At 57.2% G+C, this 19,662-nt stretch carries 14 protein-coding genes and 2 tRNA genes; 13 read left to right on the top strand and 3 right to left on the bottom strand.

Features of this window, described 5'->3' with window-relative positions:
- Positions 1-412: 412 nt before the first annotated feature.
- The 3 genes from DSM14862_RS04260 to DSM14862_RS04270 all read left to right on the top strand — a co-directional run bounded on the left by DSM14862_RS04260 (position 413) and on the right by DSM14862_RS04270 (position 4,546).
- Entirely contained in the window at positions 413-829 is a 417-nt protein-coding gene (locus DSM14862_RS04260; RefSeq protein ID WP_243254314.1) for a hypothetical protein, read from the top strand.
- A 37-nt stretch (positions 830-866) separates the two neighbouring features.
- Complete coding sequence (locus DSM14862_RS04265; protein WP_243254316.1) at positions 867-2,282, top strand: hypothetical protein; 1,416 nt, start codon at positions 867-869, stop codon at positions 2,280-2,282.
- Between the two features lie 737 nt (positions 2,283-3,019).
- Positions 3,020-4,546, top strand: a complete 1,527-nt coding sequence (locus tag DSM14862_RS04270) for a hypothetical protein (RefSeq protein ID WP_007119194.1) — start codon at positions 3,020-3,022, stop codon at positions 4,544-4,546.
- A 102-nt stretch (positions 4,547-4,648) separates the two neighbouring features.
- On the opposite strand, the gene DSM14862_RS04275 is transcribed toward DSM14862_RS04270, so the two are convergent.
- Both DSM14862_RS04275 and DSM14862_RS04280 read right to left on the bottom strand, forming a co-directional pair.
- Positions 4,649-6,142 (bottom strand): tyrosine-type recombinase/integrase, encoded by a 1,494-nt coding sequence (locus DSM14862_RS04275; protein WP_007119195.1) that lies wholly within the window; start codon positions 6,140-6,142, stop codon positions 4,649-4,651.
- Positions 6,143-6,238: 96 nt separating this feature from the next.
- Positions 6,239-6,312, bottom strand: a tRNA-Cys gene (locus tag DSM14862_RS04280).
- A gap of 143 nt (positions 6,313-6,455) precedes the next feature.
- Here DSM14862_RS04280 and DSM14862_RS04285 point away from each other — a divergent pair.
- The 6 genes from DSM14862_RS04285 to DSM14862_RS04310 all read left to right on the top strand — a co-directional run bounded on the left by DSM14862_RS04285 (position 6,456) and on the right by DSM14862_RS04310 (position 13,324).
- A complete protein-coding gene (locus DSM14862_RS04285; RefSeq protein WP_007119196.1) occupies positions 6,456-7,109 on the top strand; it encodes a protein-L-isoaspartate O-methyltransferase family protein in 654 nt (217 codons plus the stop codon).
- 127 nt (positions 7,110-7,236) lie between these two features.
- A complete protein-coding gene (locus DSM14862_RS04290; RefSeq protein ID WP_007119197.1) occupies positions 7,237-8,673 on the top strand; it encodes a TolC family outer membrane protein in 1,437 nt (478 codons plus the stop codon).
- A gap of 94 nt (positions 8,674-8,767) precedes the next feature.
- On the top strand, positions 8,768-9,928 hold the full coding sequence (locus DSM14862_RS04295; protein WP_007119198.1) for a hypothetical protein: 1,161 nt from the start codon (positions 8,768-8,770) through the stop codon (positions 9,926-9,928).
- A gap of 122 nt (positions 9,929-10,050) precedes the next feature.
- On the top strand, positions 10,051-10,509 hold the full coding sequence (locus tag DSM14862_RS04300) for a (2Fe-2S)-binding protein (protein WP_007119199.1): 459 nt from the start codon (positions 10,051-10,053) through the stop codon (positions 10,507-10,509).
- A gap of 2 nt (positions 10,510-10,511) precedes the next feature.
- On the top strand, positions 10,512-12,752 hold the full coding sequence (locus DSM14862_RS04305) for a xanthine dehydrogenase family protein molybdopterin-binding subunit (protein ID WP_007119200.1): 2,241 nt from the start codon (positions 10,512-10,514) through the stop codon (positions 12,750-12,752).
- Positions 12,749-13,324: a hypothetical protein gene (locus DSM14862_RS04310; protein ID WP_007119201.1), complete on the top strand. Its 576-nt coding sequence runs from the start codon at positions 12,749-12,751 to the stop codon at positions 13,322-13,324. The genes DSM14862_RS04305 and DSM14862_RS04310 overlap by 4 nt, the downstream gene beginning before the upstream one ends.
- Positions 13,325-13,327: 3 nt before the next feature.
- Here the strand turns inward: DSM14862_RS04310 and DSM14862_RS04315 are convergent, their stop codons facing one another.
- Positions 13,328-14,263: a YihY/virulence factor BrkB family protein gene (locus DSM14862_RS04315; protein ID WP_007119202.1), complete on the bottom strand. Its 936-nt coding sequence runs from the start codon at positions 14,261-14,263 to the stop codon at positions 13,328-13,330.
- A gap of 168 nt (positions 14,264-14,431) precedes the next feature.
- Between DSM14862_RS04315 and DSM14862_RS04320 the strand changes: the two genes are divergently transcribed.
- From DSM14862_RS04320 to DSM14862_RS04335, 4 genes are all read left to right on the top strand, one after another.
- A tRNA-Gly gene (locus DSM14862_RS04320) sits at positions 14,432-14,505 on the top strand.
- 52 nt (positions 14,506-14,557) lie between these two features.
- Positions 14,558-15,649, top strand: coding sequence for a purine-nucleoside phosphorylase (locus DSM14862_RS04325; protein ID WP_007119203.1), 1,092 nt, complete (start codon positions 14,558-14,560; stop codon positions 15,647-15,649).
- 135 nt (positions 15,650-15,784) lie between these two features.
- A complete protein-coding gene (locus tag DSM14862_RS04330; RefSeq protein ID WP_040701043.1) occupies positions 15,785-17,593 on the top strand; it encodes an ABC transporter transmembrane domain-containing protein in 1,809 nt (602 codons plus the stop codon).
- 148 nt (positions 17,594-17,741) lie between these two features.
- Positions 17,742-19,622: an acyl-CoA synthetase gene (locus DSM14862_RS04335; protein WP_007119205.1), complete on the top strand. Its 1,881-nt coding sequence runs from the start codon at positions 17,742-17,744 to the stop codon at positions 19,620-19,622.
- The last annotated feature ends 40 nt before the right edge of the window (positions 19,623-19,662 follow it).

A 19,662-nucleotide genomic window follows, 5' to 3' on the forward strand; every position in this document is an offset into this window, starting at 1 on the left:
TTCTGTCACAGGCGAAAACGACCGTTTTTGCCTAGTCTTTCAAGCTTTTGAAGTGCCATACATTAGTAGGCCGGTGAAGAACGTGCGTTCGAGGTAGGGTTATGCTATGATCAAAATTAGCTTGTATGAACTATTAGCTAAGGAAATCTCCATGCGGACCCGATTTTTTTTCAGCTTCTTAGCTTTCTGGATTTGCTCTACGTCGGTTGGGTTAGCCGACTCGCACAATTTTTCGCGTCATTGGCATACACACCTTTGGGTTTGGGAACACTCAGATGTCGAAGTAAATGTATACCATTTGCCGAATGGAACCATCCGTGGGATCGGTCGTTTTTCGAATGGATTGCAAACGATTGATAGAAAGTATGCACTAGGAATCTTTGTTGAGACTGCTGCGGGTGAAGTTTGGCATATGATTATCAACGAAAGGGTTCCTCCTAGCGGAGCTGGGGGAACCCAGGTTAAGTGGAAATCAGACGAAATGCTGATATCTGGTGAGGTGCTAAATGTTTATGCAGAAGCAAAAATCCTTAACAAACAGAGCGGGACTTTCGGCCTCACTGTAAAATGTAAGTACGGCGAACAAGAAACCAAGTGTAAGTGGCCGAAGCCATTCTATGAGAAGGAGAAAGGTAACCTCCTTGCTAAGTACGCTGCTGCAACTGAGAAGGGCAAAGTCGATATCTGCGCAGGCTTCGAGCCAAGGGCATGGAATACTGTATATACGGGAAACTGGACAGAGTGTGACTCAGCAACAGGGGTTATTTCGGAGCAAAGTAAGTCGCTTGAAAGACCAATCCCAAAATGCCCAGCGTGTGCAATAGAATGATGGGTAAGCTAAATCAACGCGAAAGAGGAACCTGACCATGGCCTTACAATTCTTCCTTAGAGTAGTGGCAGGTTTCTTGCATGTTCTATTGCGATGTGTAGCCCAAAGTCGCGTACTTTTCCTATGTGCGTTACTGGCATTCGCAGCACCCCCCGCACATGCGCAATTTGATACTGGAACCATGGGTGCTTTGTTAGTATCTGCAGGCCCCATTGTTGACGATGCTATCGAGAAAGCGGGGAACGAGGGGGATTATATTACGTTTCGCATCGCCAGCGAATTGAAGCTTCTCATTGAAGGGATGAGGTTGGCCGGAAATGATCTACTCAATCGGACGTTCACTGAACTTGATGACAGCCAACAGCAGGTATTTCAGAACCTGCGTGTTACGCTTGAAGGATTGCAAGAAGGTGTGGCAATGCAGGTATCTGAGATACGTGCAGGTATCGACCAAATGCATCAGATATCCAATGACTGGCAGTTTGCGGGTCCAACTGTGTTACGAAGCTCGCCTGCCATTCAAGCTCCAACGAACTCTGAAAATGTCTTTATTGTCTTTCGAGGCCTATCGCTCGACACCGCGAACCCCCGCCTGACAGTAGGAGAAAGAGACTTAGAGCGTGTCCAGTTAGAGCAGAATGAGGCAACATTTCTGTTGCCGACGGAGCTTTTATCTTTCGACCAGACAACCGTCGGCCTGTTGCGTGGAACGCTTGTTCTAACTACCCAATCTTGTGCGTTCCTAAAGTTTAGATGCAAGAGCAACGAAATTGCGTTCGAATACGTGCTTATGACACTTCCAAAGATTGTCGCCAAGGTCACAGTAATGGCAACGACTGTAGCAGAGGAACGCGTTTATGAGAATCGCGAACGATATAGACAGTTCGGATTTTCATCAGGTGACCAGACGAAATGGAATTCCCGAACCTTCACCCAAGGCCCTCACGCACCTGGCTGGTTCATTGATACTGATAGCGTGATAAGTAGGTCTCGAATTGTGCCGTGTCCCGTTTCAAGTTTTCTAGCTGTATCTCAGTGCCCAAACGGGAAGTACAACGAGCCAGCACAATTTGGCCGTAATGGCGACGCATCGATCCAATCACCTTTGCCGACTGGCTTCTCTGTGAAAATACGTGCAAAAGGTTACGTTAAAAATTTTTCAACAAAGGCCGGTGAGCGTCGTATCAATGTCTTTTGGAAAGAATTTAAGTTGGAAAAGCAACGCTCCAACGAAGCTCCGGTGTCACAAGAAATAGCGTGGGGCAAATCAACAGACTGGCAGTTTCCGCTCAGTACCGAAGCGGTCAGGATCGAAATTGCAAGCTTCGACGGCACGACATACGTAGCCTCTGGCAACGACGGGGGTAATTTTTTTGAGATTGACTACAATGCCGGGACTAAGCAACTAATCGTCAGGGCTAAACAACCAACAGACATAGCCGATCTCAATTGAGCAATAGTCAGCGTCCACCATAATATTTCACATCCCATGCGTTGGCCCGGTGTCGATGCCGCGCTCGTCGTCGATCCCGGCTATCTGTCCAAAACGCGTACCTTTTAGTCCATATCAAAACCGACCGTTTTTATCTCTTACTGCTTCGCCAAAGCCGACGTTGGTGCGACCGCAGTGAAATGGCGTTTTGTCCGCTGAGCCGACACTCAACTGCCTCATTCCGACGAAGGCCTGTTTGCGACAGGTTTAGCATTAAGAACCAAAGGCTTTCGTGGCAAAAATTCTAATAGGTTGAACTGACATGCTATCACCCGAGTTCTCTTGTGATACGATCCTGCACTCTACCGAAATCTACCCAATTTCGACACTTGAGCGATACTGATCTGAAATTGGTCCAGGGCAGGTATTCCAAAACGTAGTGGAGAGCCACGGAGAGGTCCTGTAAACGCCAGTTGGGGTTTTGGCCGCGTTGGGGTGCCAGGAAGCTTCCAGGGGCCACCATGCGGCTTCTGAGGTGATCTGGCGGGCATCGCTCAAGTGCTCCAATTTGAAGGCGTGGGTAAGCGATAATGCCGCCAGTTCACGCGTGTATTTTGGGTGCTATACCTAAGGTCGTTTAGGAACCCTAATAAGGGTTCCATTGAAACCCTAAAAGTCTTTATAAAACATAGGTTTGACTCAATTGCGTGTCCGCATTATATAGATAGCAATCTCCCTTCCTTTACGCGGCAACTCTCTTGTCAGACCTTCTCGATCAAATACCTCAAGACCAGCTGGATGCTCTCGCGATCACCGTGGGTGCAGTCCCTTCGGCGATGCCCTCTGGGGACGTGCGGGATAACTTCCGTTTGTTCCATAAAATCGAGGGGTCAAAACCTTACCGTAAGAAGTTGGCTCAGGCTGCTAGAGACCTCTACGAGATACTTAGGCAGAACAAGACGGTCCAAAATTACGTGGGTAAGCGGGTTTACTTGAAGGGTCGTGAACGCGGTAGGATCAAGAGCCTCCCTAGGACTAGTGCCCGCTACCACTGTTCTGCTCTTGAACTGTTACTGCATAGTATAGCTTTTGCTCTCTCTGCCCCGTTGACCAAAGACAGCAAAGGCAGCAAGCGGAGGGAATTCGTCGCTATCCCGTTAGCTAATAATGCATTCTCCAAGCCGCCGTATAAGGGCATCAATCGTGATGCTTTCCGCAGTGTGGTCTACGCTCTTGCCATCTTTGACCCGGAAAAGCAGGGGAAGCCTTGGTTGGATTACCGTCCTCCTTTCAATAATCCAGAGACCGGGGAAGGTAAGAGGACTTGCATACGGGCCGATACACCCCTCGAAGAGTGGATGTTCAGTAAGGGGCTAATCTTTCCCTATCACCCCAGTGGTCCGGATGGGTCCAAGTCGAAAGCTGGGAAGAGGGCGAAGAAATCTTGTTTATGGGTGTCCTGCAAAGCCCAGGAGTGGGGCGAGGAGACGCAGTACAGCCAACTGGACCGCCCTCTTGAGGGCGAGGAGATGGTCCTTCTGGCGATCAATGAAGTTCTCAACAAGCAGCGCATTTCCTGTCAGTTCACAAGCTATGCTGAGTACAAAAAGTACTATAACTACAGGGAGGGACGACCCAGAACTGCATTGGGGGGCAACAAACGTCTTTGCCGTGTGTTTTCTGAGGAAGATGGTCGCGGAGGTCGCCTATACGGCCATTGGGTTCAAACCATGCCGTCTGAACTTCGTCAACGCCTGAGGATCGATGGTTCTGTAGTGTCCGAACTGGACTTTGGGAGCATGCAGCTAGCGCTTCTCTACCACTTGGCTGATGCTCCCGTCCCTGAAGGAGACCTTTATTCCCAGCCTGGGATGACTTCATCTCGTAGCGACATGAAGATGGTGCTGACACTGTCCGTTGGTAACGCTACTGAGCAAGAGACGTTGGGGGCCATCCGAGGCCGATTGCACGATGAGTGGCGACCTAGAAAAGGGCGTGCAGAACAGCTCTACGATGAGTTCTGGTCCTACCACAGCCTGGCAAACCCGCATCAACAGAGCGAGAGTGATGGGGCGTGGATTGAGCTTCAGAGGTTGGACAGCGCTATAGCTCTCCGCATCTTAGCGCGTCTGCTTGATGACGGTATCACTGCTATTCCTGTACATGACAGCTTCATCGTTAAGCGTTGTCATGTTGAGACTACCAAAGACGTGATGTTGCAGGTGTTTGCTGAATACTGCCCAGGTACAGATGTACAGGTTAAGGTTACAGGGAAGGGTGCATAAAGTCGCCAACCCACCAGTATCGGTCTTCTGTCACCTAGCGGAGATTGTGCTATTGGCCGGGTTCGGTGACGCCTTACTTAACCGGCAGGTTGGTCGCGCCGTTTAGCTTTTGCTCTTATGGTTAAGGTATGGGTGCGGCACTTTATCGACCGCATCCTTCAGCTTGCGGAGGCTGAAGCCGTGGCCGTAGATGTCTTCCATGCCACCTAGGCCATGTCCGTGGATGCTCTTGTTGATCTCGGTTAGGACATCTGCGTCGCGCAATTTGTCTTTAAAAGTCCCGCGAAGTGAGTGTGTTACGAAATGGCCATTCGAGATTTCTGAGAGATTTTCTACTCCAGCCTTTTTGAACCAGTAGTTCATCTGGGTGGAGGCCCGAGTTTTTCCGTCTGCGTTCAGTTCGTAGTCGAATAGACGTTCCTGCCCCTTGCGATCTTTCAGAAGCTGGTGAACTAGCGGAAAAAGGGCGTCACAAATTGGGACGCGCCGCATAGAACTCTTGTTCTTTACTTGAGCGTGTCTCAGATCGAAATACCAGATTCCGTCTAGATGTTTTACTTGGTCACAGCGGAGTGTCGCCACCTCATCGACACGCATGCCGGTGCAGGCAAGGATGAGCCAGATTGTTCTGATGCGATCAGGAAGCTTCGGTTGTCCGACAAGTGCTTCTATTTGTTCATCACTCAACGGGTCGTAATTTTTAGTTCCCGTACCGTAGTGTTTAAGGCTCAAGTTCAGGAAGGGGTTGACTTTAAGTAGCCCCTTTTTGACAGCAAGGTGCAGGGCAACCCTTACATCGCTGATCCGCGCATTGATTGTCTTATTTGCCAGTTCTTCGGCAAGCGCTTCGGCGTAAGCGTATGCATGTATTGGTTCCAAATCCTCTAGTGCATGGTCACCGATCATCTCAACAAATTGCTTCAAGTGCCTAATCCGCTGCTTCGCGGTCTTCCGCTTCAAGGAACCCTTTTGAGCCAGTTGCCTGCCGTCCTCCTCTACCAAAGGCACTATTGAGCTAAGAGTATGTCGGGCAGGAGCAACGCCGTTCGCGCGACGAGCAGCTGCCACGGCGCTAATTACAGCTGCTTCAACGACGTCTGGTGCAGGTACGTTGAGCTGGAAGTCCTTCAGCGTCTTCAGCATTTCCGCAGTTCCGCCAGCAGTCCTTTCCAAGTCTCCCGAATGATAAGATTGTATGCGCGCAAGTTGTCTTTTCAGCGTTTTTTCAGCGTCAGCAAGCAGCTTTTCGTTAGTAGGGGGCTCGACCATAGTGGTCTCGAGTATGTCATCGCGCGTGGCATCGTACTCGATAGAATAGACCGTATCAGCAAGTCCGAGGCTGGCTACTGCACGCTGGTAGTCGCCCTGAGGATCCACCAGACGCGCCTTTTCCAAATCTGCGAGGATCGTGTGACGCAGTTCTGCCTCGAGATCATGTCGCTTGCGTTTAGCGGTCTCAAAGTCAGTAGTGCCTGCGGAGAGCCTTCGTTGGGTTGCGCCGCCAAGCTCCGCTCGCATGCTTTTTGGAACAGTCATCACGATGTAGTATTTATCGCCACGTCTGCTAACCGTCGCGGCATGCCAGTCAAGCTTCATACACTCCCCTTCGTAATGTCAGCTGTAATGTCAAATGTAGTGTCCTCTTACCCCGAAAGGGTAAGGAATCATAGCATAAAGGGAGGTGATGCTGTTTGGAGGCGAGTAGGAGAATCGAACTCCTGTACACGGATTTGCAATCCGCTGCGTAACCACTCCGCCAACTCGCCGACCGGTGGTTGGCGCACTGCTACCGGATCGTGGGGGGCGCTGCAAGACCCATATGCGAGCGAAAACGCGGTCAGGGCGTTGCCGCTGGCCCGGCAATGTGTCACATCACTTATCAGACACCCTGAACGAATGAGTTTAGCTGATGAGTGATTTCGCCGCCCGCCGCGTAACTATGGTAGATACGCAGGTTCGTCCTTCGGATGTGACCAAGTTCCCAATCATTGACGCGATGTTAACCGTACAGCGCGAAGACTTCGTGCCCGCGGCACAGCGTGAGGCCGCCTATCTGGGGGAAAACCTCGATTTGGGGCAGGACCGGGTACTGTTGGACCCGCGGACGTTGGCAAAGATGCTCGATCACCTCGACATCACCAATGACGAGCTCGTGCTCGATATCGGGTGCGCGATGGGCTATTCCAGCGCAGTAATCGCGCATATGGCCGAAGCTGTTGTCGCGGTTGAGGAAGACGAAGCCATGGCCGCTGAGGCGCAAGAGGCGTTGGCGCAGGCTGGGGCGGATAACGTGATCGTTCATGTGGCCCCGCTCACCGAAGGGGCGCCGCAGCATGGGCCTTACGATGTGGTGATTATCCAAGGTGCCGTCGGCGAAGTGCCCAAAGCGCTGTTGGAGCAAGTGAAAGAGGGTGGGCGTATTGCCACTCTCTTTATGGAACGGGGTCTGGGCGAAGTGCGCGTAGGCTACAAACGCGGCGGCCATGTCTCTTGGCGGTCAGAGTTTAACGCTGGTGCGCCGGTGCTGCGTGGCTTTGAGCGGCATGCAGAGTTTCAGCTGTAAGCGGATTGATGGCGCCGGTATGTACAAACAGGCCTACAGCATCGCGGTCAAGGTAGGGGCAACTGTCCCGGTCGGCCTGTAGGCCGGTCCGAAAGGATTCATAATAGCTATTCAGGGGCAGCATGCCATGAGCGCGATCAGTTTCTCGAATTCACTTAAACGGTTTGTTTTTGCGGTGCCGGTGAGCCTTGCTTTGGTGGGGGCGATGACCCTACCGCGCACGGCTTTGGCCGAGACATTGGCTGATGCGCTGGTCGGCGCGTACGAGTATTCCGGGCTGCTTGAGCAGAACCGTGCGCTCTTGCGCGCTGCCGACGAAGATGTGGCGACCGCCAAATCGGCGCTGAAGCCAGTGTTGCGGTGGGCCGCGGGTCTGACGCAGAGCTTTGGTACCTCGCGGAGTTCTTCATTTCTGGCCGCGCAGTCCACAGACCGCTTGCAGGCATCAATCAATCTAATTGGCGAATTGCTGATCTATGATTTCGGGGCAAGTGCCTATCGGATTGAAGCTGCAAAGGAGACTGTGCTCGCCACACGGCAAACCCTAGTGAGCCTTGAGCAGCAGGTGCTTTTGCGCGCAGTTGCGGCCTATATGGGCGTGATCGAAGCCTCAGAAACGGTCGAATTGCGCAACAATAACCTGCGCCTGCTGACCCAAGAATTGCGCGCCGCACGAGACCGCTTTGACGTAGGCGAAGTGACCCGTACCGATGTGGCCTTGGCCGAAGCGCAACTGGCCAATGCGCGCAGTGGTTTGGCCGGCGCCGAAGGTGATCTGCTGCGCGCGGTTGAGGAGTATCGCAACGTCGTGGGGCGCACGCCCGGCAACCTCAGCCAGCCGCCAAGCTTGCCCAATGTTGGTGGTAATCTCGCGGCGGCCAAAGGGCTGGCTGTGCGCCAGCACCCGTCAATCATTTCGGCACAGCATCAGGTTGCGGCAGCTGATCTTTCCGTCGAGGCGAATGAGGCTGCGATGGCACCGAGTATCACGTTGAATGGCCAATATGGACTGAACGAAACTTTCGACAGTCGCGCCTATACCCGCAGCGGTAGCGTTGGCGTGAATGTCGGGCAGACCATTTATCAAGGCGGGGCGCTTTCTTCGGCTGTGCGCAGCTCAATGGCGCAGCGTGATGCGCAGCGCGCGAACCTACATGTGGTGCGCCGTGATGTTGAGCAGGACGTGGGCAACGCTTATGCCGCGCTGGCATCGGCGCGTGCGCAATTGGAAGCTTCGGACCGGCAAATTCGTGCGGCACGTATCGCCTTTCGTGGTGTCCGCGAGGAAGCCACCCTTGGCGCACGGACAACCTTGGATGTGCTGGACGCCGAACAGTCGCTGCTGGATGCAGAATCAACCCGGGTTTCCGCCCGTGCAAATCTCTATGTGGCGGCCTATTCAGTGCTGGCGGCGACTGGCCAGTTGACAGCGCGGGATCTAAAGCTGCCTGTGCAGATCTATGATGCGGGTGCTTATTACAACCTTGTTAAGGATGGCCCTGCTAAATACTCCAAAGAGGGCAAAGCGTTGGATCGCGTGCTGCGCGCACTGCAAAAAGACTAACCCTTGGCACAGGGCTTGGACATTTTGCGCCGCCCCATTGTGAGAATCCCTCCGCACGGTTAAGCTGTCCGCGAGGAAAGAGTGGTAGAGAAATATGTCCGAACCCGTCACAAATGCGGAGGTGGAAGACGTTCTGTCGTCAATCCGCCGATTGGTGTCCGAAGATAAGCGCCCCCTTCAAGCGTCTGGCACTTTAAAAGAGCCTGCATCTGAAGCTGCAGCGCCCCAGTTAGCGTCACAGTCAGCGGCGCAATCGGGCGAAGAGGGTGGTTTCAAAAGCGCACGCGCGACTTCGTCGGAAGATTTTGCACCGCATTCACCGCTTCGTTCGGCACCCACCGGCGCGCCGCACCCGGCCCCGGATGGCGAATCCGCCAGTACTTTCCCGAACGCCGCGTCGCGTCCGCTGAACTTGACCGAAGCCATGCAGGCTGACGATGCTGACAGCACCGACGCCGCCGAGCGTCCTTTTGTCTCGGCGCGCCGCTCAACTGTACCGCCCGTGCCTCAGGTGCCAAGTGCAACCAGCGATCGTTTGATGCTGACCCCGGCGTTGCGGGTCGCAACTTCGGATGGCAAGGACCGCCCGCAGCCTGCGGCCATTGCGCCCGCCAAGGTTTCGCCGTTGGATTATGATATGCTGCATGATGATCCCAGTGATCTGCATACCGAAGACTACAGTGACCAGTCACCGGATGTGGCGGCAAAGACAAAAGCCCCGGTTGAAGCCGTGGCCGCAGCGGCGGCCAAGGCGACCAGCGGCACGCGCAGCGATAAGCTTGCGGCGTTGGAGACGGCGATTGGCAAAATCACGGACGATTGGGATCCCGACAGTCCCGGCGACAATGACTATTCCGGGACGGAACCACCGGCGATGGAGTGGAAAGACGATGTCGATCTGGATGTCTCAGAGGCACCAGTTGATGATACCGCGGCGGTAGAGGCCGAAAAGCCCGCGCAGCATCAGCCTGTCACACCGCAGGTCGACGAGCAGGTCCGCCGCTTTGCCGACAGCGGCCCCCGCGTGGCCGACCCCGCAGCGACCGCACCGGAATTTGGCTATACCGCCCCTGCGCAAGACCAAGGTGTCGGGGGCGATGATCAGTTCCTCGACGAAGAGGCATTGCGCGATTTGGTAACAGAGATCGTGCGCGCTGAGTTGCAGGGTGCCTTGGGCGAGCGGATCACCCGCAATGTCCGCAAATTGGTGCGCCGCGAAATCCACCGTGCGCTTACCGCTCAAGACCTCGAATAAGCCACCTGATCGCCCCTGCGCGCCCTATTTAGCAAGATGACGCTGCGCGACCCGCCGTGCGCGGCCTTGCGACATATGCGCTGCTGGTTACATTGAACACGACAGGGGCGGAAGGATCACCGATGGAATTGACGGTTAACGGCACGGTCCACGATGTGGACGTAGAAGACGACATGCCGCTTCTGTGGGTCCTGCGGGATGAATTGGGCATTACGGGCCCAAAATACGGTTGCGGCATTGCGCAATGTGGCGCTTGCACCGTGCATGTTGACGGTCTGGCCATGCGCTCGTGCCAATTGCGGGCAGCAGACGTGAACGGGAACGTCACCACCATCGAAGGGTTGGGGACACCCGAGGCGTTGCATGTGGTGCAAGCCGCGTGGGTCGAACATCAAGTGGCGCAATGCGGCTACTGTCAGTCCGGGCAAATCATGCAGGCGGCATCGTTTCTTGAGCTTAACCCCGAGCCGACCGACGATCAAATCGACGCCGCGATGAGCGGCAATCTCTGCCGTTGTGGCACCTATCCGCGGATCCGCGCCGCTGTTCACAGCGCCGCTGCCCGTTTGAAGGGGGCCTGACCATGACACGACTGGGCACCATCACCCGCCGTAGTTTCATCGTCGGCTCTGCGGCGATTGTGGGGGGCGTGGCCTTTGGCACCTATCTCTATAAACGCGACTTGAAGAACCCATTGCTTGAGGGGCTGGCCCCCGGCGCGGCGGCAATCACGCCATATGTTAAGATCGATGCGGGCGGTGTCACCTTGATCACCCCGCGCGCCGATGTGGGGCAGGGGGCTTACTCCATCCAAGCGCATATGATCGCTGAAGAATTGGATGTCGATCTTGACGCGGTGCAGATCACGCCCGGGCCACCTTCGCCGGTTTATTACAATGGTGTCGTAGGGGTTGAGGCGATGCCGATCGCCGCGACTTCGGAAACCATGCTGGCGCGCACCGGGCGCGGCGCGTCGGATGTGGCCGGTAAGCTTTTGGGTCTGCAACTGACCGGCGGCAGCTCTACCGTGCCGGATATGTACGACCGCCTGCGCATGGCGGGCGCCGTGGCGCGTGAAACGTTACTGGCCGCCGCTGTGGCGCAAACCGGATTGGATCGTGATCAGCTCAAGACCGAAGCGGGCGCTGTGGTCCTGCCCGATGGTATGCGTCTGGCCTATCAAGACCTCGCCGCTGCAGCGGCAGAGATTGAACCGGTGACCAATGTCACCCTACGCGACCCAAGTGAGTGGCGGCATCTGGGCAAGGCGCAGATGCGGACGGATATCGTGCCCAAATCCACCGGCACCCAGACCTATGGCATCGATATGGCGATGGAGGGGATGGTTTATGCCACCACCCGCACCAATCCGGCACAGGGCGGCGATATCATGGGCTTTGACGCGGGCCGTGCCGAAAAGATGCGCGGCGTGCAGGCCGTATTGCCGATCATCGGCGGCGTCGCTGTGGTGGCCGACAATACATGGCGCGCGTTTCAGGCCGTGCAGGCGGTGGAGTGTGATTGGGGGCCATCGCCCTATACCGGCGATACGGCGGATCAGTTCAAAGCAGTCGCGGAGTCCTTCACCGATGATCGGCAGGACAGCCGGTTTCGTGACGATGGCGATGTAATGCAGGCGCTTGCCGAGGGTGAGGTGCTTGAGGCCGAATACCGCATTCCCTATCTCGCCCACGCCCCGCTTGAGCCGATGAGCGTGGTGGTGAAGCTTGAGAAGGGCCGCGTTGATATCTGGACCGGCACGCAGATCCCGCGTTTCATGCAGGCCAATGTGGCCGCGCTCACGGGGATCGACGCCGAGAACGTGCATATCCATGTGCTGATGTCCGGCGGCAGTTTCGGGCGGCGGCTTGAGGATGACTACACCCTGCGCGCCGTCGAAGTGGCGATGCAGATGCCCGGCACGCCGATCAAGATGGTCTGGTCGCGCGAGGAGGATTTCACCCATGACTTCCCCCGCCCGCTGGCCATGGCCCGTGCGCGGGGCAAGGTTTCGAACGGCCAGATCGCGGCCTATGATCTGGCCATCGCTGCGCCCTCAACGGCGGAATCGCAGATGGCGCGGCTCAACCAGCCGATCTTTGGACCCGACATCGCCATCGTTGCAGGAGCGTGGGATCAGCCCTTTGCGATCCCCGATTATCGCGTCACCGGACACCGGGTGCCCGCAATGGTGCCGGTCAGCTCTTGGCGCTCGGTCGGGGCGTCGGGCAATGGGTTTCTGCACGAAAGCTTCATGGATGAGATGTGCCATGCCGCAGGTGTCGATCCGCTGGAGGAGCGCCTGCGGCTTTGTACACACGACCCGTCGCGCAAGGTGCTGGAGGCCGTGGGCGAGATGTCAGATTGGGGCGCTACGCTTGGGCCGGGTCGGGGTCGGGGGCTGGCCTTTTGCCTGTCCTTCGGCGTGCCGGTTGCCGAAGTGGTTGAGGTGCGCCAGACCGATGCGGGCCTCAAGATCGACCGCGTTTTCGTCGCCGCCGAAGTGGGCCGGGTGCTGGACCCGGTGAACTTTGAGGCGCAGCTTTCGGGTGCTGTCATCTGGGGCTTGGGCCATGCGATGAACTGCGAGTTGACCTATCGCGACGGGGTGCCGCAACAAGACAACTACCATCTTTACGAAGGGTTGCGGCTGTACCAAACTCCCAAAATCGAAGTGCGCGGATTGGAGAACGGCGGCAAGTTGCGGGGCATCGGCGAGCCGGGCGTGCCGCCCGCAGCACCAGCGCTTGCCAATGCGATCTTTGCCGCCACTGGCCAACGCATCCGTGAATTGCCGCTCTCCAAATCCGTGGATTTTGCATGAGATACCTGCCCATCTGTGCCGCGCTGATGCTGGCCGCCCCCGCAATAGCGCAGGATGATCCCAATCGCGTGGAGGGGCTGGCGGCTTGGGAGCGTATCTTTACCGTTACCTCGCATCCCCGCTGCACCAATTGCCATGTGGGCGTAGAGGGCCAGCCGATGTGGCAGGCCTTTGGCTATGGGCCGGACGCGGTACACGGCATGAATGTTCAAGCGGGCGAGAGCCGGATTGGTGCCGAGAGCATTCCCTGCGACGCCTGCCACGTCACCTCTGGAGCTGCCAATACCGTGCCCCACGCGCCGCCGCATATCGATGATGCTTGGCGTCTGCCCCCGGTGGAATTGGCATGGTTTGGCAAGGCATCGGCAGAGGTTTGCGTGCAGCTGCGGAACCCTAAGACCAACGATGGCCACGATATTGCGTCATTGGTCGACCATTTGCAGAGCTCTGCCTTTGTGAACTGGGGCTTTGCCCCCGGTGCAGGACGCTCGGTACCGGAAGGCTCGTTGGATGCACTGGTGCATGATGTGACGGTCTGGGGAGCTGCGGGCACCCCCTGCGACGGGGATTAAGGGTCAATCGCTCATCACGCGGGCCAATCTGCGGATGCGCAGCGCGCGGTTCAACTCGCCGCCAAAGATCAGCACGAGTGCGGCAAGATACATGAAATACAATGCCGCGATGATCCCCGCCATGCCTGCGTAATAGCTGGAATAAGTAGCAAAGCTGCGCAGATAGGTTGAAAAGAGCATCGCAAGCAGGGTCCATGCAATGGCTGTGGCCACGACACCGGGCCAGATATTGTTAAACTTGGTACGACGCGCGGGTAGGATCACGTGCGCTGCAAACAACGCGACCAATAGGATCGTCGCCGACACAGGGAAGCGGATCAGGCCGACAGTCACGGAGCCCGGATCAAACCCCGGCATCAACATATGCAGCCAAGACCCCGCACGCGGCGCCAGTACCAGCAGATAGCCCACAATCACAAGGATGAGGCTGGCCAGCAACACCATGACCACCTGCACCGCATAGATCGTAAACACCGAACGCGTTTCGCGCAAACCATAGGCACGGTTCAAACCTATTCGAACACCGTCGACCCCACCAACCGCAAACCAGACGGTCAGTAGAATACCAACGCTCAACAGATCACCGCGTGGCACGGTCATGACCTTTTCGACTTCTGTCACAAGAGGTTCAATCAGGGCAGGGGGGACAATGGCAATAAGGAAATGGATCAGGTCGTCGGCCATTGATCGGTCGCCAAAATAGGCGGTCAGCGAACTGGTGAAGATTAGAAACGGGAAAATCGCCAAAAGCGCACGAAAGGCCACGTTTCCGGCCATGCCAAAGGCATCGTCGCTCCACAGACGCAGGACCGCTTCGTGCAGAACCGCGCGCCCAACGCGCCAGCCGGTGCCGTGAAACAAATCCTCCGGGTTCTTGCTGAGAACGCCGTGGGTCAACACAACTTCGCGCTTTTGGTCCTGAGCCGGTCTGGGGTCCATTCCCATGCCTCATTTTTATCTATGACGCATAAGCTAGTGCCCCTTGGGCATGGCGACCACCTGGATAAAGCACGTCTGGCAACAGCAGGCTTATTCGATTGATCGTGCACTTGAGGCATTGCTCTACTTGACGCACCTCAAGCGATAAAATAGGAGGGAAACCGTAGCGCGGGCGTTGTGTAATGGTAAGACCTCAGCCTTCCAAGCTGATGATGCGGGTTCGATTCCCGCCGCCCGCTCCACTCTTCATGATATATCTGATCCTTTGTGCTGGTCCTGCGACAGGCATGCCTGATGCTTGGTTTCCCTTGCGCCAAGGTCTATAGCTGCGCCATCCGCGCGCTCAGCGCGGGCGACATTTTTAAAGGACACATCATGCTGAAGCATTCCACACCGGGCCTTGCCGCTCTGGCTCTTTCCACACTCGCCGCGCCACTGGCAGCGCAAGAGCCGACGCCCGTCAAAGTGTTCATCGGCGCGATGTTTGAGATTGGCGAAAACACTGGCGACCGCGCGGGCGAATTACAGCACTGGTACGAGAAATACTGGTCCGAAACTGAGGCGCAGGACGTGCCGGGCGCATTCTCTTCGATGTATTGCAACGATGACGGCGTCTGCGGCGCGGTGCTAGGGATGGGCAAAGTGAACTCTTCGGCCTCTATGCAGGCGATACTGTTGAACCCGGCATATGATTTCTCGCAGACTTATTTCATGCTGTCCGGCGTTGCAGGGACGCCCCCGTCACGTGGCACGATCGCCGATGTGGTTTGGGGCAGCTGGCTGGTGGATTATGACCTCGGTCATCGCTGGGCACCTGAGGAAGGAGAACCGGGCGAGCCGGTCTTCATGCCGCGCTCTGGATATGAGGATTACCGCCGCTTTGAGCTGAACGAACAGCTGGTTTCATGGGGCGTTGCGCTTGCCAAAGATGTCGAGATGCAGGATTCAGATTCCGCGCGTAAATACCGCCAGCGCTACCCTGATGAGGCCGCTCAAGCCGCGCCAAGCGTCAAGGTCGGCACCCATATGACTGGCGATACCTTCTTTCACGGGCCGGGCCTGTCGGACGAGGCGCAGTATATGGCCGAACTTTACGGCGCAGACGACTATATGATCACTGAGATGGAGGCCGCCGCAATCGCGTTGGTGATCAAACGTCTGCACGGCACGGACCGGATCACCAGTCTGCGCGGCGCGGTGAACTTTGACCAAGGCCACCCTGATGAATCGACGCTGGCACACCTTGATCCAGCACCGGGCGAGACCGCCGGCGGCTTTGCTGAAACGGTGGCGAATATCACCCTCGTTGGTGCGCCGCTGGTCGATCGGATCGTCGCCAACTGGGACGAATGGAAAGACGGTGTGCCGGCGCTTCCAGCCGAGTAAACTGGCCCACTAACACCCTGCGGCGCATGATTTTGCGCCGCAGGGTAAGAGCGGCAGATTGTCCCGATGGGCCTGTCGCGCTTGACCCCGCTCAGTCCCCGCGCCATGACCATGTCGCAAGACAAAGGAATGCCCATGGCCCGCACGCCCCCACCCGCTCTGACTGCTAAAGATGAACGCGAGAAATCGCGGCGGATCGGAGCCCTGGCGGCGCTGACGCCCTTTCTTAGCCCTTATCGTTGGTTGATGGCCGCCGCGGGGGGCGCTTTGGTTTTGACGGCGATGATTTCGCTTACCTTGCCCTTGGCCGTGCGCCGGGTGATCGACAATTTCGGCACCAGCGAGACTGAGTTGCTGGATCAGTATTTCGTCGCCGCGTTGTTGATTGCAGGGTTGCTCGCCGTGGGAACCGGGCTGCGCTATGCGCTGGTCACGCGGCTGGGCGAACGGGTCGTGGCAGACATCCGACGTGCGGTGTTTGACCGGGTGGTGGGCATGAGCCCCTCGTTTTATGAGCGCATCATGACAGGCGAAGTGCTCAGCCGGATCACCACCGACACGACGCTGATCCTGTCGGTGATCGGCTCGTCTGTTTCTATAGCACTGCGTAACTTATTGATTTTCATAGGTGGCCTTGGGCTGATGCTGCTGACGTCTGCCAAACTCACGGGTTTGGTTCTGCTCATTGTGCCTGCCGTGGTGTTTCCCATCCTAACGCTGGGTCGTCGGTTGCGGGTGCTGAGCCGTGAAAACCAAGATTGGATCGCAGCCAGTTCGGGCAATGCCTCTGAGACGTTGGGGGCGGTTCAAACCGTTCAGGCCTTCACGCATGAGACGGCAAGCCGGGGCCAATTTGCGCAGATGACCGAAGCGTCTTTCGATGCCGCGCAGCGCCGCATCAAAACCCGTGCCGCGATGACGATGATCGTGATTTTTCTGGTGTTCTCGGGCGTGGTTGGCGTGCTTTGGATCGGGGCGCGGGATGTGCGCGCCGATGTCATGAGCGCGGGCGCGTTGGTGCAATTCGTAATCTACGCGGTGATGGTTGCGGGCGCGGTTGCCGCTTTGTCAGAGATCTGGGGCGAGTTGCAGCGCGCGGCGGGCGCCACAGAGCGGTTGGTTGATCTGCTTCAGACAGAAGACACGGTGAACGATCCATCCCCCGACGCGCAAGTCAGCCTGCCGCAACCCGTTGCAGGCAAGATCGCATTTGAAAACGTAGAATTCACCTACCCAGCACGGCCCGATGTGGCGGCTTTGGATGGGATTGATCTTGAGATTAGCCCCGGTGAGACCGTGGCGTTTGTCGGTCCATCGGGTGCGGGGAAAACCACGATTATCCAGATGATCTTGCGGTTCTATGACCCGCAGGCGGGCCGCATCACTTTGGACGGCGTGGACCTGCGCGATGTGGCGCGTGACCACTTCCGTCGCGCTGTGGCGCTGGTCCCACAAGACCCGGTGATCTTTGCCGCGACCGCCGCCGAAAACATCCGCTTTGGCAGGCCCGACGCCACCGATGCAGAAGTCGAAGAGGCTGCGCGCGCGGCCGCAGCGCATGAGTTCATCACGGCGTTGCCAGAGGGCTATGACAGCTATCTTGGGGAGCGTGGGGTGATGCTTTCTGGCGGGCAGAAACAACGTATCGCGATCGCCCGCGCCATCCTGCGTGATGCGCCGGTGCTGCTGCTGGATGAGGCAACCAGCGCATTGGATTCCGAGAGTGAAGGGCTGGTGCAAGCCGCCGTGGATCGTCTCAGTGCGGATCGCACCACGTTGATCGTTGCGCACCGTTTGGCCACCGTAAAGAAAGCCGACCGTATTGTGGTGATGGAGGCGGGCCGTATCGCGGCCATCGGCACCCATGATGAATTGGTGGCCAGCGACGGACTTTATGCGCGTTTGGCACGCTTGCAGTTCACCGACGGGGCCGCAGCGGCCTGACCAAGACCTGAACGGTACCCACGCGGCGTTACGTCACCTTTGCATGACGTTGCGTCTGTCGGCGCCGATTGCTTGCGAAACGGCGCGTTTCACCGCAATCTGGCCCAAGGAGAATAAGCCGGAACACCGGCATAGGGGAGGAGACAACATGACATTCGCCGGGATCGAGGACCGCAATGCAATCGCGGCGGAAATGCCGTGGGAAGACCGCGACGTGGCCAAGACGCTTTACGGAATGCTGAGCAACACGACCGCAAAATTCCCCAAGCATAACGCCGTCAGCTATCAGATTTTCTCAGGGCCCAAAGACAAGGCCGAAACGCTGACCTGGAGCGAGCTGCATGGCCGCGTGACGCAGGCCGCCAACCTTTTCCGCAGCCTCGGCATTGGTGAGAAAGACGTGGTGGCCTACGTGCTGCCAAACTGTAACGAGACGACAATCACCCTGCTGGGCGGTGCCGTTGCCGGGATCGTCAGCCCGATCAATCCGCTGCTGGATGCCGAACAGATCGGTGCCATCCTGCGCGAGGTTGGTGCATCCGTCGTGGTCACCCTGCGGCCTTTCCCCAAGACGGACGTGGCCCAGAAGACCGCCGAAGCGGTGCGGCTTGCGCCCAAGGTGCATACGGTGCTTGAGGTGGATCTTGTCCGCTATCTGACACCGCCTAAAAGCTGGATCGTGCCACTGGTCCGGCCCAAGGGGCTGGCAGAAAATCAGGCGAAGTACCTCAACTTCAACGCCGAGATCGCCAAACAGAACACCTCGCTCAATTTCAAGGACGTGCAAGAAGACCGTGTCGCTTGCTATTTCCACACCGGGGGCACCACCGGCATGCCGAAGGTGGCGCAGCACAAATATTCCGGCTTGATCTACAACGGCTGGCTGGGCCATCGCCTGCTGTTCAGCGAAGAGGACAATATCATGTGTCCGCTGCCGCTGTTCCACGTTTTTGCCTGCCATGTGATCTTGATGGCCGCCGTGGCCTCTGGCGCGCATGTGGTCTTCCCCACGCCGCAGGGCTATCGCGGGGATGGGGTGTTTGATAACTTCTGGAAGCTGATTGAGCGGTGGAAAATCACCTTTATCATCACCGTGCCGACTGCGATCTCGGCCAAGATGCAGCGGCCGATTGATGCGGATGTCAGTACTGTGAAAACGGCCTTCTCCGGGTCAGCCCCGCTGCCGCTGGAACTCTTCCGCCGCTTTGAGAAAGCCACGGGCATCACGTTGATTGAGGGCTATGGTCTGACTGAGGCGACCTGCCTTGTGTCCTGCAACCCGCCCGACGGCGTCAAGAAAGTAGGCTCCATCGGCATCGCCTTTCCTTATTCGGATGTGCGGATCATCAAAGGCACGGCCGATGGGCCGATCGACGCGGGTGTCGATGAGATCGGCGAGATCTGTGTGTCGAACCCCGGTGTCTTTGCGGGCCATACCTATGTCGAGGAAGACAAAAACAAAGACCTTTTCTACCACGGTAAATACCTGCGCACCGGCGATCTGGGTCGTATCGACAGCGATAGCTACATTTGGATCACTGGCCGCGCCAAAGACTTGATCATTCGCGGCGGGCACAACATCGACCCGGCCGAGATTGAAGAGGCGCTCTTGGGTCATGAAGCCGTTGCCTTTGCCGGGGCCATCGGCCAACCCGATGCCCACGCGGGCGAGGTGCCCTGCGCCTTTGTCGAACTGGTGGCCGGCGCCACGGTGACCGAAGCAGAACTGCTGGCCTTCGCGCAGGAAAAGGTTGCCGAACGCGCGGCGCAGCCCAAACACCTCAAGATCATGGATGAGCTGCCTAAGACGGCCGTCGGCAAAATCTTCAAGCCCGACCTGCGCAAAGACGCGATCACGCGGGTCTATAATGGCAGCCTAGAGAAAGCCGGTTGCGCCGCACGGGTAACCGAAGTGATCGATGACAAAAAGCGCGGGCTTGTGGCTAAGGTCACGATGCACAACGCGTCACATGATGACGTGTCCAAGGTGCTCAGCGTCTATACGCGCCCTTGGGAACCCGCGAGCTAACCGACCAAGGGGCAGGGGGCGTCAGTCCTGCCCTTAGTCT

This window comes from Sulfitobacter indolifex (assembly GCF_022788655.1).
Lineage (GTDB): Bacteria > Pseudomonadota > Alphaproteobacteria > Rhodobacterales > Rhodobacteraceae > Sulfitobacter > Sulfitobacter indolifex.